At 37.4% G+C, this 14,993-nt stretch carries 18 protein-coding genes and 2 tRNA genes; 7 read left to right on the forward strand and 13 right to left on the reverse strand.

The features are described from left to right. Positions 1-131: 131 nt before the first annotated feature. The 13 genes from I6E70_RS11265 to I6E70_RS11325 all read right to left on the reverse strand — a co-directional run bounded on the left by I6E70_RS11265 (position 132) and on the right by I6E70_RS11325 (position 11,500). Positions 132-353, reverse strand: coding sequence for a DUF2835 family protein (locus I6E70_RS11265; protein WP_010552655.1), 222 nt, complete (start codon positions 351-353; stop codon positions 132-134). Then, a complete protein-coding gene (gene pepN / locus I6E70_RS11270) occupies positions 354-2,948 on the reverse strand; it encodes an aminopeptidase N (protein ID WP_197188727.1) in 2,595 nt (864 codons plus the stop codon). Positions 2,949-2,995: 47 nt separating this feature from the next. Next, on the reverse strand, positions 2,996-4,459 hold the full coding sequence (nhaC, locus tag I6E70_RS11275; RefSeq protein ID WP_007586912.1) for a Na+/H+ antiporter NhaC: 1,464 nt from the start codon (positions 4,457-4,459) through the stop codon (positions 2,996-2,998). A 181-nt stretch (positions 4,460-4,640) separates the two neighbouring features. Further along, positions 4,641-6,665, reverse strand: coding sequence for a carboxy terminal-processing peptidase (gene prc, locus I6E70_RS11280; RefSeq protein WP_197188728.1), 2,025 nt, complete (start codon positions 6,663-6,665; stop codon positions 4,641-4,643). Positions 6,666-6,691: 26 nt separating this feature from the next. Continuing rightward, positions 6,692-7,342, reverse strand: coding sequence for an RNA chaperone ProQ (gene proQ / locus I6E70_RS11285; RefSeq protein WP_197188729.1), 651 nt, complete (start codon positions 7,340-7,342; stop codon positions 6,692-6,694). A 15-nt stretch (positions 7,343-7,357) separates the two neighbouring features. Further along, on the reverse strand, positions 7,358-7,636 hold the full coding sequence (locus I6E70_RS11290) for a hypothetical protein (protein WP_002961910.1): 279 nt from the start codon (positions 7,634-7,636) through the stop codon (positions 7,358-7,360). Beyond that, on the reverse strand, positions 7,636-8,094 hold the full coding sequence (locus I6E70_RS11295; RefSeq protein WP_007586917.1) for a GAF domain-containing protein: 459 nt from the start codon (positions 8,092-8,094) through the stop codon (positions 7,636-7,638). Before I6E70_RS11295 ends, I6E70_RS11290 begins: the two co-directional genes overlap by 1 nt. Positions 8,095-8,222: 128 nt before the next feature. Next, positions 8,223-8,603, reverse strand: a complete 381-nt coding sequence (locus I6E70_RS11300; protein ID WP_007586920.1) for a hypothetical protein — start codon at positions 8,601-8,603, stop codon at positions 8,223-8,225. 174 nt (positions 8,604-8,777) lie between these two features. Then, a complete protein-coding gene (locus tag I6E70_RS11305) occupies positions 8,778-9,023 on the reverse strand; it encodes a hypothetical protein (protein ID WP_165735214.1) in 246 nt (81 codons plus the stop codon). Between the two features lie 13 nt (positions 9,024-9,036). Then, positions 9,037-9,849 carry a CPBP family intramembrane glutamic endopeptidase gene (locus I6E70_RS11310; protein WP_197188730.1) on the reverse strand — a complete coding sequence of 271 codons (813 nt, stop codon included), beginning with the start codon at positions 9,847-9,849 and terminating at the stop codon, positions 9,037-9,039. Positions 9,850-9,967: 118 nt separating this feature from the next. Next, the gene (locus I6E70_RS11315) at positions 9,968-10,864 is read right to left on the reverse strand and encodes a LytR/AlgR family response regulator transcription factor (protein WP_231620099.1); all 897 of its coding nucleotides are present in this window, start codon (positions 10,862-10,864) and stop codon (positions 9,968-9,970) included. A 371-nt stretch (positions 10,865-11,235) separates the two neighbouring features. Then, positions 11,236-11,326 (reverse strand) — tRNA-Ser (locus I6E70_RS11320). Between the two features lie 83 nt (positions 11,327-11,409). Beyond that, positions 11,410-11,500: transfer RNA gene (locus tag I6E70_RS11325), tRNA-Ser, on the reverse strand. Positions 11,501-11,751: 251 nt separating this feature from the next. Between I6E70_RS11325 and I6E70_RS11330 the strand changes: the two genes are divergently transcribed. From I6E70_RS11330 to I6E70_RS11360, 7 genes are read left to right on the forward strand one after another with little or no spacing between them, the layout of a single operon-like run. After that, on the forward strand, positions 11,752-12,417 hold the full coding sequence (locus tag I6E70_RS11330) for a Bax inhibitor-1/YccA family protein (RefSeq protein ID WP_007580214.1): 666 nt from the start codon (positions 11,752-11,754) through the stop codon (positions 12,415-12,417). A gap of 55 nt (positions 12,418-12,472) precedes the next feature. Next, positions 12,473-12,826, forward strand: a complete 354-nt coding sequence (gene tusD / locus I6E70_RS11335) for a sulfurtransferase complex subunit TusD (RefSeq protein WP_197188731.1) — start codon at positions 12,473-12,475, stop codon at positions 12,824-12,826. Next, a complete protein-coding gene (gene tusC, locus I6E70_RS11340; RefSeq protein ID WP_002962696.1) occupies positions 12,823-13,179 on the forward strand; it encodes a sulfurtransferase complex subunit TusC in 357 nt (118 codons plus the stop codon). The genes tusD and tusC overlap by 4 nt, the downstream gene beginning before the upstream one ends. Next, the gene (locus I6E70_RS11345) at positions 13,176-13,442 is read left to right on the forward strand and encodes a DsrH/TusB family sulfur metabolism protein (protein ID WP_007580209.1); all 267 of its coding nucleotides are present in this window, start codon (positions 13,176-13,178) and stop codon (positions 13,440-13,442) included. Before tusC ends, I6E70_RS11345 begins: the two co-directional genes overlap by 4 nt. A gap of 3 nt (positions 13,443-13,445) precedes the next feature. Then, positions 13,446-13,775 carry a TusE/DsrC/DsvC family sulfur relay protein gene (locus tag I6E70_RS11350; RefSeq protein WP_007580207.1) on the forward strand — a complete coding sequence of 110 codons (330 nt, stop codon included), beginning with the start codon at positions 13,446-13,448 and terminating at the stop codon, positions 13,773-13,775. Then, positions 13,775-14,461 carry a pseudouridine synthase gene (locus tag I6E70_RS11355; protein ID WP_197112896.1) on the forward strand — a complete coding sequence of 229 codons (687 nt, stop codon included), beginning with the start codon at positions 13,775-13,777 and terminating at the stop codon, positions 14,459-14,461. The genes I6E70_RS11350 and I6E70_RS11355 overlap by 1 nt, the downstream gene beginning before the upstream one ends. Further along, positions 14,454-14,894 (forward strand): NUDIX hydrolase, encoded by a 441-nt coding sequence (locus tag I6E70_RS11360; protein ID WP_197188732.1) that lies wholly within the window; start codon positions 14,454-14,456, stop codon positions 14,892-14,894. Before I6E70_RS11355 ends, I6E70_RS11360 begins: the two co-directional genes overlap by 8 nt. Positions 14,895-14,993: the final 99 nt, after the last annotated feature.

Here is a 14,993-nt window from a genome sequence, read left to right on the forward strand (position 1 = left end):
TATTCTGGTTAACGCTTACGTATTGGTAAGACGTCGTACCAGATAATTTATACACGTAATTTAACAATAGGACAAATTGAAATTAACAAAAATACAATATTTTTATGTATATATAACATAAAAACCGAGTGTCAGGCCACTCGCTCTAGGCGGATGAACTTGTTTTCGGGGGTTAATAAGAGTCTAAAACGGCCACGTACACCCAAGCTTGAAATGAAGGGCCTCAAATGCGTAGCAGCAAAACGAATTGTTTTACCGCCATCCTCTACAACTTGTAAAGAGCTAAAACGGCCATGGTAGTAATCCATGCACTCGTTATAGCTCAATCTTAAGGTAAAATAATACTCAATCATTTATGCGAGCGCTTTTTCAACCTTTTCATACAAGTCAGCACTTAGGCCATCTAAGTTGGCTAAGCGTTGTAATTGCAGTTTCATTGCTTGTGAGCGTACATCGTCGTACCGCTTCCACGACATAAACGGTGTTAACATACGAGATGCATTTTGTGGATTAATTGCATTAAGTTTTATTAATAAATCACCTAATAACGCATAGCCTTGAGCATCTGCTCGATGAAATTGTGCTGTATTAAAGTGGCTAAAACTTCCTACAAGTGCACGTACACGGTTAGGATTTGAAAAATCAAAACACGGGTGTTCGTAAAGTGCCTTAATATCATCTATAGCAGTACTGCCTGATTGCATAGCTTGTAGTGCAAACCACTTATCCATGACTAAAACATCATGACGCCACTGACTATCAAAATGACTCAAAAGCTCATCTCTAACAGGGTGTGAAGCTTTTACCACAGCGCTTAGGGCACCAAGTACATTAGTCATATTAGTCGAGCTTGCAGCTTCTTTAATAAAGGTTACAGCTTCTGGACTTTGTGTTTTAGCAAGGTAGTGCAGACATATTTGCTTTAAAGCACGATTCGCAACAGCGCTTGCACTTATACTGCCATCATCTTCAAGAGATTCGTAACAACTAAGAAGCTCATCAGCAAGTTCATCAGCAATTTGTTGCTCAAACTTTTCTGTTATTTCAATAATGTCATCTACAGGTATTACATCAAATTCAGCAGCTAAAGTGTCAAAACTCGGCAATTTAAACAGCTCTGCAATTAAAGCTAAATCGCCCTCTTTGGTGTTTATAAGTACACGTAGCGCATTTATAATTTCGCTGCTTAATACGCTATTCGTTGCATCGGTGATTTGAGATTTAATCGCCTTAATGAATAGCTGCTGTTGTGCATCCCAACGTGAAAAATCACTGCGCGCAAAACGCATAATATGCAATAGTTCAGGCTCTGTTGTTTGCTGGTTTAAAATACAAGGTGCAGAAAAGTCTTCGAGTAAAACCGCAACAGGCTTTTCTAAAATATTATCAAAGCTAAATGTTTGAGTCGCATTAGTTACATCGAGTACATGATCTAGCTTTTTACCTTTATATTGCAGAGCAATACTTTGTCCATTGGCATCAAGTAGTTCAATAGCAAAAGGTATATGAAGCTTTTTATTCTCTGGCTGATTAGCTGGCGCTGTTTGCTCGATTGTCAAAGTGTATGTATTTGAGCTGCTATCAAATTCTTGAATTGCATTTAAACGCGGTGTACCTGATTGGCTGTACCATTGTTTAAATTGCTCTAAATCAACACCTGATGCAGCGCTCATCGCACTTACAAAGTCATCACATGTAACTGCTTGCCCATCGTGGCGCTCAAAGTAAAGCGTCATCCCTTTTTGAAAGTTAGTTTCACCCAGTAATGTGTGCATCATACGGATAACTTCAGCACCTTTATCGTATACAGTTACTGTATAAAAGTTATTCATTTCAATAACTTTCTCAGGGCGAATTGGGTGAGCCATAGGGCCTGCATCTTCGCTAAACTGATGCGTACGCATAACTTTGACCGCATCAATTCGGTTAAGTGCACGAGAGCCTAGATCACTACTGAACTCTTGGTCTCTAAATACAGTTAACCCTTCTTTTAGCGATAACTGAAACCAATCTCTACAAGTAACTCGGTTACCTGTCCAGTTATGAAAGTACTCATGCCCTACAATGGATTCAATCGTATGGTAGTCTTTATCTGTGGCTGTTTCTTGATTAGCTAATACGCATTTACTGTTAAAAACGTTTAGCCCTTTATTTTCCATCGCGCCCATGTTGAAAAAATCGACGGCTACAATCATATAAATATCAAGGTCATACTCTAAATTAAAGCGTTCTTCATCCCACTGCATTGCCTTTTTGAGTGAGGCAATAGCATGGGGTGTTTTAGATAAATTACCTTTATCAACAAACAATGCTAATTCTACATCTCTGCCGCTTTTAGTCGTGTACGTATCTTTTAAAACATCAAAATCGCCCGCTACAAGTGCAAATAAATAGCTCGGCTTTTTAAATGGGTCTTGCCATTTCACAAAATGACGACCATCTTGTGTTTCACCACTGTCTACTTGATTACCATTAGAAAGAAGTTGTAGATACTTTTTATCGGCAATAATAGTTACATCAAACGTGGCAAGTACATCAGGGCGATCCATGTAATAGGTGATCTTTCTAAAACCCTGCGCTTCACACTGTGTACAATACGCACCACCTGATAAATACAAACCCTCTAAAGAAGTATTCGTCTCAGGCGATATCTCGGTCACAATACTTAATTGACAACTATCCGGTAGATTATTAATTATTAGCTGCTCGCCAATAATTTCATAATCAGTTATATCAACCGTATCAATAGATAAAGACAGTAAGCTTAAATCAATACCATCAAGCACTAAAGGTGCTTTTTTATCACCAACACGCGTAAGCGTTAGCAAAGAGCTTACTTTGGTTGATAATGGCTGTAAGTCAAAGGTTAGCTCTGTGTGGTCAATTAAAAAATCAGGAGCTTTATAGTCTTTAAGATATTGTGCTTGAGGTTTACTTGATTCAGTCATAGATACTCCAAAACAGCTCCTTTTAAGTTAAAAGGAGCTGTTTAAAATTAGGCGGATTGTTTTGGCTTAATACGTAAAATTTTAATGCCCAAGTAGGCATAAACCACCGCTAAAACAGGGTTAATTAAGTTAAAGAAAGCGTAGAGTGCATAATCAAAAGGATTTATTAGTAAAACGCTTTGCATATATGCGCCACACGTGTTCCATGGAATTAGTGGGCTGGTAATTGTACCGCCATCTTCCAATGTACGAGATAAGTTAACAGGCTTCAAACCACGTTTTTCATATTCATCTTTAAACATACGACCAGGCACAACAATTGCAATATATTGATCGGCCGCTATCACATTAGTACCAATACACGTTGCTATTGTTGCCGCAATTAACGATCCCGTACTTTTAGCTATTTTAAGTATGCTTTTAACAAAAATATCTAAAAGGCCTGTTTTTTCCATAATGGCACCAAACATCAGTGCAGTCATAATAAGCCATGTGGTTGTAAGCATTCCGGACATACCGCCACCACTGAGTAGTGAGTCCATTTTGTCATCGCCTGTACTTATGCTAAAACCATCAAAAAATGTGGTCCAAACAAGCTTAAAATAGCCAACTAGCTGCCCTTGAGAAACATCAATTTGGCTAGCAATTAAATCAGATTGAAACAACATGGCCCAAACAGCGCCCACAACAGCACCGATAGAGATAGCAGGAAAGGCTGGCATTTTTTTAATCGCTAAAACTAAAAGTACAATTAGCGGGATTAGCATTTCAAAACCAATATTAAAGTTTTGCTGTAAAATAGCCGTTATTTCATCAATACGCCCCGCTTCGCTTGAAGCAGTTGCGTTAAAGCCCATGAATATAAATATAATCAGTGCAATTACAAAACTTGGTACTGTCGTCCACAGCATATGTTGAATATGCTCAAATAAATCAGCGCCTACAACTGCTGGCGCTAGATTGGTTGTTTCTGACAGTGGGCTTAACTTATCACCAAAGTACGCGCCAGATATAACAGCGCCTGCTGTAACTGTTTGTTCAAGTCCAAGACCCGTTGCAACGCCTAATAAAGCAACACCTATCGTAGCGGCAGTAGTCCAAGAACTACCTATACTCATAGCTACAATGCCACAAATTAAACAACTCGCTGCATAAAACCAACTTGGGTTTATAACTTGCAAGCCATAATAAATTAAAGTTGGTACAGTTCCAGAAAGTAGCCAAGTGCCAATTAACGCACCTACCATAAGTAAAATTAGGATAGCGCCAAGTGAAAGCGTTATACCTTCAATCATGGCTTGTTCTAATTTTTTCCATGTATAACCGTTTTTAAGCCCAATTAAAGCCGCTGCAAAAGTAGCAAATAAAAGTGCAATTTGGTTAGGGCCTGATGAAGAGTTATCACCAAATAAGTAAACTGCAGCACCAAGTAAACAAATTAATACAGAGATAGGAATTAATGCATCAAAAAACGAGGCGGGCTTGATTGGTTTGTCATCCAATAGCTTCAAAGTAGAGACTCCTAGACACACTTACTGTGTGTTTAATTATTATTTTTAGCACGTAAAGCGCATTAATTGAGCATGATTGATCTAGCTCAACTTTATGTAATCAAATATTATAACAATTTAGTAAATTTTAGGTAGTAAAAAAGGCGCTAATGCGCCTTTTTTATAGAGGTAAAACCAGTTGTTACTTCTTAGCTATACGACCATAATTAATATAATCTTGAGTAATTAATGCAGCTTCTTCCAAAAATGGGTCAAGCTCTTCAATTACTTCAGGTAAATCGTCTAAGTTTTCTACCGGATCTTTACCTAAACGCTTAAGACGTTCGTTAGTACGTACAAGTGCACGTGCTTCACCTTCATCTTTTTCTTTAATACGCGTAGCTTCAACTAAAGAGATAGTTTTACGGTCTTTCTCTTCGTTGTATAAGGTAATGTCATTAAATACATAACCAAATTCTGGTTCTGATTTAATTCGTACTTCGTGTTGTTTCTCAAGGTACGTAATAATAGGTGTTAAATTACCTAATTTTTTGTATTTCGCTTTAACAATGCTGTCCCAAGGAAGTGCATTATCTTGCTTACTTTCGCCCCACTCTGCAGGATCGATTGCTGATGGAAACGAAATATCAGGGATCACACCTTTATGTTGCGTACTACCACCGTTAATACGATAAAACTTAGCAATCGTATATTGTACGCTACCCAGCGCATTATCGTATAAATCGTAAGCGCGGCCTAAGCCTTTGTGCTGCTGTACTGTACCTTTACCAAAAGTTTGCTCGCCAATAATAACTGCACGACCATAATCTTGCATAGCTGCTGCAAATATTTCAGAAGCAGAGGCACTGTAACGGTCAACTAAAACAGTTAAAGGACCGTCGTAATAAGTTATACCATCACGATCTTTTTGCTCTTCAATACGGTTATTTAAGGTATGAATTTGAACAACTGGACCTTGGTCAAAAAACAAACCAGACAGTTGTGTTGCTTCATATAAAGAACCACCACCATTTTGGCGTAAGTCGATAATAATACCATCAACTTTTTCTTCTTTAAGCTTAGCCAGCTCAACTTTTACATCTTTCGAAAGATTATTGTAAAAGCCTGGAATTTCAATCACGCCAACTTTACTTGTTAAATCAGAGTATTTGGCTTCAAATACTTCTGATTTAGCCGCTCTATCTTCAAGTCGAATTTTATCACGCGTGATTTCAACAACTTTAGGTGCGCCGTGAGCGTCAACACCTTTTAAATACTGTAGACGTACTTTAGTCCCTTTAGGACCTTTAATTAAATCAACTACGTCATCTAAACGCCAGCCAATTACGTCTACAAATTCTTCGCCATCTTGGGCAACACCAATAATGCGGTCATCAGCTTTAATTTGATCTGTTTTATCTGCAGGGCCTCCCGGCACTAAGCTGCGAATAACAGTGTAGTCTTCATCAGGGCTTAGTACGGCACCAATGCCCTCAAGCTCTAAATCCATATCCATTTTGAATTGCTCTGCACGACGTGGCGATAAATAAGACGTATGCGCCTCAATACTACGTGCTAGCGAATTCATAACAATTTGAAAAGCATCTTCTGAATTAGATTGTACTAAACGTTTTTCTGCATTTTTATAGCGTTTGGTCAGCACTTCTTTAATGCCTTCCCAATCTTTACCCGTCATTTTTAAACGCAGTGCGTCGTACTTTACACGCTCACGCCAAATTTCATCAAGCTCAGCTTGTGACACAGGCCATGCTGAATCTTCACGGTCAAAAAAGTATTCATCTTCTTTATCAAACGTCATTTCATTTTCAAGTAAAGTAAGTGAATACTCGTAACGTTCAAAACGGCGTTTAAGACTTAAGTTAAAAATATCAAACGTAAAGTCTAATTTACCGGTAGTAATAGCGTTATCAAAGTCATCACGATATTGCTCAAAAGAAGCAATATCGCTGGCTAAGAAAACGCTTTTATTAAAATCAAGGGATTCGATATAACGATCGTACACTTTACTAGAAAGCTCATCGTTAAATCGAACCGGTGTATAGTGTGAACGAGCAAATAAGCTAGCCACTCGTTTGCTAGCAGTACCATGTTGACTCTCTTGCTTAAGCTGGGGTAAATCGTCAATTGTAACGGCTTCTACAGCAGCAAATAATGAACCTGAAAACAGGGCAGCAACTAACGGAATGAGCGTAAACTTTTTACTCATACACAACTCCTTAATTTATTTACAACTTAAACGATGTATAAGCTGTCAGCTTTGGTTTTAACTTGCATACCTGTCACTAATTCAACATGAACGTCATCTTTGTTCACTTCAGTGATTACTGCATTTACAAGTGCTTGGCCAAGTTTAACCTTAACCTTATTATTAACCTTGACCTCAGTTGCTGGTAAAGGTTCAATTTTTCCTGAACGTTTAACTGTCGCTGCTTTAGCAGGTTTGTTAGCTGCAGGTGCGTTTTTATCGCCTGCTTTGCTAGCATGAGCTGGTTTTTTCTTGAAAGATTTAGAATCCGAATCTTGGCGAGGACGCTGTTGTTTTTTGCGTTTTGCCATTTTAGCGCGGCTTTCTTCCAATGCTTTTTGTGCATGGTCGATATGCTCTTGCTCAACTTTTTCACCTTGATTACCATCAAGATCAATACGAAACTCTGACTTTGTCACAGCTTCTAAATAACGCCAATTAGACGTGTATTTTCTAAGCGCTTGACGAACTTGAGTCTTACTTACTTTTTCAGACCCTTCAATACGCTCAGCAATATCTTTAAAAATACCTACTTTAAGCGGCTTGATGCCATCTTTTTGTTTAAAACATTGTGGGAATTCTTGATATAAAAATTCCAACACTTCATTAATATCTTTTAGCTTGTTTGTGGTTTCCATTTTAGAACCTATTTTTCACATCTTTTCATCAAGGGACGAATCGACGTAGTGTGTTACCCAGTCGACCAACTCTTCGAAATCGGCTTCTATTACAGCCATATCACCCCGAAGGTGTTCCCAAATACCATTAATTGTTTCATCAATAAATTCACATTCTGAATCATCTGGAAGACGATCCCATGCAATATGAATTAAATCATTGAGCGTTTCCGCTACATGCTCTTCTTCGCCTTCCCAGTCGCCAACATCTTGCACAGCAAATAGGTAGTCTTGAACATTTAGCAAATCTTTCATTACAGGCTCGCCTCTAAGCATTTCACTAATGCTTCAAGGCCAGCTTTATCATCAGCATCAAATCGGCCAATACTTGGACTATCAATGTCTAGTACTGCGAATACTTTACCATGTTTCATGATAGGTACAACTACTTCAGAGTTAGACGCTGCATCGCAGGCTATATGCCCGTCAAAAGCGTGAACATCTTCAATTAATTGTGTTTCAGCGGTTGCCGCAGCTGTTCCACATACCCCTTTCCCAACGGGAATACGGATGCATGCAGGATTACCTTGAAACGGACCAAGTACTAATTCAGTAGGAGAATCCATAAAGTAAAAGCCCGCCCAATTTACATCTTCTAAAGAGGTAAATAACAGCGCGCTTATGTTTGCCAAATTGGCAATTACATTAGATTCACCAGCTATCAGCGATTCAGTTTGCTTAACTAATGACTGGTAAAAATCGTGCTTTTGCATACCAAACTACTTCTTATTAAACATACAGTAGCTAAAGGTACTCTTTGTCGTGAAAAATTGGAACCTTTTGGAGGTAAAAAAAAGGAAATCGCACCGTTTATCAGCGTGCTTGGTTAATAATGCTGCGATTATTTTTTTACCGATTTGCGAAGACCAAATAAAAACAGTCCGGCTGCAAATGCTGACATAACACTATTAATCAAAAATATCTCGCCAGTTGAGGCACTTAATAAGTAACTAAATATAGCGCCACCTAACAAACCAAGCGTTAATACACCTGAATAATTAACTTTAGAATACTTAAACATTAGTAAATACCCTGGCACAACAAAGGCCGCCATCGTTAAGCCTACAATATGTGCATTTGAGATAGCAGTCATCAACAGTTGAAAAAATACGGATAAGAAATCACCCTGTAGCGTTAGTGCATAATACAATCCTAACAAGCTGCCAATAATTACCGGGGACAATAATGAAAGCGCGACGCTTTTTGCGAGTTGATGTTTCATCTAATAATCCTTAATACAGAGTATAAATTTTAATGTATTAAGCATGCACCAAGATCTAAAGCTTAGAAATAGAGACTATGGTCGTAATTTATGATTAAAAATAAACCTTATTGCAGTATGAGCCTATTAATAAATTAATAGGCTCATACGTTTGGGTTATACTTATCAAAGTGCTTATAACTGAGCTATTTTATTTGACAACTCAAAGTGGCGAGATGTTACTATTTCCTCTAGCACTGCCAATCTTTTGTTCAACATCGCTGTTTGTTCCTCTAATTTTGTTATCTTATTATTATTCAGTCCTTTAAATTTTGCTTGCGCTGCCATTATTGTAGTTTTATAAGCGAAATAACGTTTAGTAATAGTAAGAATCAAAAAGGGTGAGCTAAATATAGTTATTACAATAAATAGTTCTAGCATGGTCGTTTCCCAATCAATTTAAGTTAGCTTGTTGCGTATAAAGGCCACTTTTAGTGCATTGAAATAATTTTGATAATGTAACTTCGCGCTGCTTTCCTCGTCGAATTAGCATCTCAACATACACAATACTTAACACAATGGCTGTTGCTTTAAATAAGTTACCTTGTAGATCACCTATCGCGCCGCCCGACATACCAAATATTCCGTAAGCTGCATTCATAAAAATATGCATCCACATAGGAAACCAAATACGATAACCACATTCACAATATAGCCACGCAAACCATGTACCTGCTACAGTAGTGATAGCAACCGCCATCAATGCAGAAATCGCATCATTACCTTGATAAATATGGCCCAGGCCAAATATTACTGAACTAATTAATGCCGCAGGCACAAAGCCCCATCTACAATATTTAAATAAAACACCAAACAATGCAGCCCTAAAAATTAGCTCTTCAAAAAAACCCGCATAAACTGAGCCGGTGATTATTGCTGGTATTGATAGGTTAAGTTCATCACTCAAAAATCCATAACCTATTGCCATAGGAGCACAACAAATAATTGCTGCGAGTGCATAGTTAATAAAACCAGAAGAATTAAGCCCTATAGATTCAAAAGGCTCACTTTGTTTAAACAAAATAATAGCCGCAATAACTAACGGTCCATATAAAAAAGTATATTTAGCGGGGGTAAATAAAATGCCAGTTAGATTATCAAGTTCAGACAACCAGCTAGACCAACCTTCTCCCCAAAACTGCCTCATTACATAGTGGCAAAATACAAATATAGAAATTATTACAAGTGCCTTGATAGCGTATTTCATATCTACTTTCCTCGTTAAGTTGTAAATTTCAACTTAATCTTGGCAATAGTAAAAATACAAAGCGACTTATTAGGTCTCAATTACAAGACGAGGTATAAAGCCCATGTTTTAGGGGGGATTAACATGTTTTTGGGATTAATGACAAAGCATCTTTTATTACTTTTACATAAGAACGAGACACCGGTATTTTAATATCAATTGTATGCAGCGATAATTGCAACCCTCCAGCATTACCACTGTAGTGCTGAATGTTTTGCAGGTTGACCGCATAAGAACGGTGGCATCGTAATATAATTGTATTTTCTGGGAGCTGCTTTAATAAACCGCTAAGAGATACACGTAATAGTTTACGTGAAGTTGAAGCTCCTTCCAGTATTGTTATTTCACAATAGTTGTCTGAAGATTTAATAAATAAAATATGGTGATGAGCTGTGTTAATTTCGTCGTTTTTATTATCGCCTTTAAGAGTAATTGTCTTTAATTCAACTTCTCTCAACTGCTCTTGATCGACGCTAACTGTACTTGGCTTAGTTAAATCTATTACATGCCTATTTACCACAAGTAAAAAAATAAGAGGAAATACACCAATACAAAAAATATACCCTACAAAAAGTAATTGATTCTGCCAATGCCAAGACCCAAGTACAGCAACCACAAAATACCCATGATTGAATAACGCAGTAATTAAAATATATGTGATAGGAATAATAATTAAACGGCTTAATTTACTTAGCTTAAACTTAAGTAACACTATTTCTATGAAACCTGACAATAGCAAAGCACAAAAGGTTACTATCCCATAGCCAAAAAGCCGCAGAAACTTGTAAGACTCGGTATCGCTTGAAGTGCCAAAAGGTTGAAATACAAAAAGTACAAAAAGCGCTATAAACGAAAACATGACGGCACGATATACAACTAACTTTCTCGAATCTAGATCATCTTTGAGCCACAACATCCTATTTTGCATACCTTTAATCCACCAATATTTAAAAATAGCACACATTAATATGTGCATTCCAACTCATTTAAAATTTTTTGTGATGGTAGTTTTATTAAAAACAAAAAAAGGAAGAGAACATCAACGTTATTTAACAGCAGAAGGTGGTGTGTGAGCAATTCTATCTGCTTTTAAGATTTTACTAATGAGAGATAAAACATGTAATACCAATTCGCTTAATTAAGTGGTCTATTTTTAAGGCGGAAAAACGTGTTGATAGCTAGGCAAAAAATTCGCTATTTCGTTGTTCTAAATGAGAGTTTTTTAACGCAGCGAGTGACACGTTTAGCCCCGCAAAATGATTAAGTATTATTGCGGATTGGTATAAGTGCACTGATTTTGTTCCAAACACAAAAAAGCCCGCTAAATTAGCGGGCTATTTTGTTATATGGTGGAGAGATAGGGATTTGAACCCTAGATGGGCTATAAACCCATGCCGGTTTTCAAGACCGGTGCATTCGACCACTCTGCCATCTCTCCGATACTGCTAAGTTAAAAGTAAGAGTGTACTAATAACTATTTAAATGAATGATACTTTAATTACCACACACTTATTAAATAAGTGGTGGAGAGATAGGGATTTGAACCCTAGATGGGCTATAAACCCATGCCGGTTTTCAAGACCGGTGCATTCGACCACTCTGCCATCTCTCCGCACGGCCTGCATAATAGGGAAACCCATCCCTTTTGTGAAGCTTTTTTTTGAATTAATTGTTTAAGTGCTTAAAAAACAATTAATTTGTCTAAAGTTAGAACAAAGTGTTTTTAATTTAGCCGTCAATACTCTTTTATTTAAATATTTAACTCTATTGATCTACAAAGGTTTGCCCAAACATATAAGAGTTGGTAATCTAATTTTAGTTAAATTATCGAAACACACACGTTTCACTTAAAGGAGCTCTACAATGGCGTTTAATCAATCGTACAATACCGCGAAACCGGTAATGTCTACCATTGAAACAAACAAGGTACTTAAAAACACCTACTTTTTACTAGCTATGACACTTGCTTTCAGTGCTGTTACAGCCGGTATTTCAATGGCACTACAATTACCTTACTTTATGGGGATTGTGTTTACACTTGTTTCGTTCGGTTTATTATTTGTTGTAAATAAAAAAGCAGATACAGCATCTGGTGTATTTTGGGTGTTTGCTTTCACAGGTTTAATGGGGGCAGGCTTAGGTCCATTGCTTAACCATTATGCTGCAATGCCTAATGGCCCAATGCTTATTATGCAAGCGTTAGGTTCTACGGCGCTTATCTTTTTTGGTTTATCTGCTTATGCACTGAACACTAAAAAAGACTTCTCATTCATGGGTGGCTTTTTAACGGTTGGCTTAATCGTTGTGATTGTAGCTAGCATTGTTAATATTTTTGTTGGCAGTTCACTTATGTTTATGGTGCTTAATGCGGCAGTTGTATTGATCATGTCTGGTTTGATTTTATTCGATACAAGCCGAATCATTAATGGCGGCGAAACCAACTACATTCGCGCAACAGTGTCTTTATACCTAAGCGTATATAACTTATTTACGTCTTTACTTGCTCTACTTGGCGCAAGTGATGACTAATTAAATAGTTCTGTTAAAATAGCCCCTTAATTGGGGCTTTTTTATTGGAATTGTTTTGTCACGTTTTGTTCTTTCATTACATACACCACCATCCGATCACGATACAACGCAAAGGTTAGTTAAGTTTGCGAGTGCATGTTTAGCCCAAGGGCACACCATTGATGCTATTTTTTTATACCAGCAAGGTATTTATCATGCATCTACCCACTTTGATTTATCCTCAGACGAACTTCAAATTTCAGCACTTTGGCAGCAACTCGCCGATCGAAAACTAAATTTAATGCTGTGTGTTACCGCCGCTGAAAAACGCGGGTTAGATATTAAAAACACAGGTGTATTTGCAGTCGCAGGGCTAGCTGAATTTGCAATGCTTGCAAGCGACGCTGATAAATGGGTGCAATTTAAATGATAAACGTATTAGTAATGAGTCAGTGCAGTCCATTTGACGATTTAAATATTCGTGATGCACTTGATATGACATTGATATTTGCTGCCGTTGACCAAAATGTGAGTTGGTTGTTTAGCGGCCCCGCCGTCTTGGCTTTAAAAAAGCATCAACAACCAAACAATATTGGATTAAAAGATTTTTTTAAAAATATTAAAACACTCGAAATTTATGATGTTGAAAACATTTTCGTGTGTGAGAAATCATTGCTTGATTATGGTTTAAATAAACATGATCTACTCATAGAGGCAAAAGCTCTTAACTTTAGCCAACAACAAACATTAATTAAAGCGCAGCAACATGTGGTGAATTTATGAGTACATTACATATTTTTTCTAAGCCGCTTAACTATTATTCGGCAAATCAGCTAGAGAACTTAATTTTATCAGACGATAACGTGCTACTTGTTGGTGATGCCTGCTTTGCAAAAAAACAATTTAGGCAATTTGCAGATACACTGTTAATACTTGAACAAGACGCGCAAGTACGTGCAATAAAATTAACAGATAACGATAAAGCCATTAGCTATGAAGACTTTGTAGCACTCACTTTATCAACTAATCAATCAATTACGTGGTAACTCATGCTTGAATTTAACAACCAACAGATTGAAACCGACAAACAAGGCTACTTGCTTGACCATACTTTGTGGTCAAAGGAGCTTGCACCTGTAATTGCTATCCAAGAAAACATTACCCTTAGCGTTCAACACTGGGAAGTCATTAACTTTGTTCGTGATTTTTATATTGAATATAACACCAGTCCAGCAATTCGGATGCTTGTAAAAGCAATGGCTAAAGCACTCGGTGAAGACAAAGGAAACAGCCTTTATTTATATAAATTATTCCCTAAAGGCCCTGCTAAGCAAGCAACAAAAATCGCCGGATTACCAAAACCAGCTAGGTGCATATAATGAGATCTAAATCAGGCAATAATCAAGTAACTGAATCCAAGCCAAAAAGAAGTACAGGGCGTACTTATTCTCGCAGTGCACTTAACAAAACGCCTTCAGGTAAAAGAGAAATAAAGCCGCAAATAGCATCTAAAGACAGAAAAATTGTGTTATTCAATAAACCATTTGATGTGCTATGCCAATTTACAGATGACGCAGACAGAAAAACTCTCGCTGAGTTTATACCTATTAAAGAAGTTTACGCAGCAGGAAGATTAGACAGAGACAGTGAAGGTTTATTACTTTTAACAAACTGTGGAAAATTGCAAAATACCCTAACGGCACCTGATAAAAAGACGAATAAAACCTACTGGGCACAAGTTGAAGGTGAACCAACAAGTGAATCAATTAATGATTTATGTAATGGCGTAGAACTTAAAGACGGGCTTACACTCCCCGCTAACGTTAAAATAATTGATGAACCTACAATTTGGGCGCGTAATCCGCCTGTACGCGAGCGAAAAGCAATCCCGACTACTTGGTTAAGTATTACCATTAACGAGGGTAAAAACAGACAAGTTCGCCGAATGACCGCGCATATTGGCCACCCTACACTTCGCCTCATTCGTTATAGCATTGGCAACTATACCTTGGATGATATTAATTGTGGTGAATACAAAGTAATTAAGGGCGTAGTTGATGCATAAACCGCATGTCACGGTTGCAGCAATAGTAAAAAAGCAAAATGAGTTTTTACTTGTAAAAGAGCGCGATAAATTTACAAAGCAAATTTGTTACAATCAACCTGCGGGTCATTTAGAGCAAAATGAGACACTTGCACAAGCTGCAAGCCGAGAGTTGCTTGAAGAAACAGGCTTAGCGCTTGAGCCAGTCGGCTTTTTAGGTGTGTATAATTTGCATGCCGAAAATGGAGTGCACTATTTACGATTCTGCTTCTTTTTCGAAGCGCCTGATAATATAAAAGCGCCAACGCCAATAGATACCGACATTATCAGCGCTAACTGGTACACATTAGAGCAAATAAAATCACTACCGCTTAGAAGCCCTTTAGTCCTTAAATGTATTGAAGATAGCTTAAACAAGATACCTTTGAGTTTAGATACAATTTACAACGATTAATTTAAGCACCCATAGGTGCTTCAAAGTATCGTTTTTAATTAAATAAACAGATAAATTAATTTATACAATACTTCGTAAGTCTAGTTTGCTATTTGTTAT

The organism is Pseudoalteromonas sp. NGC95, assembly GCF_015864705.1.
Taxonomy (GTDB): Bacteria; Pseudomonadota; Gammaproteobacteria; order Enterobacterales; family Alteromonadaceae; genus Pseudoalteromonas; species Pseudoalteromonas arctica.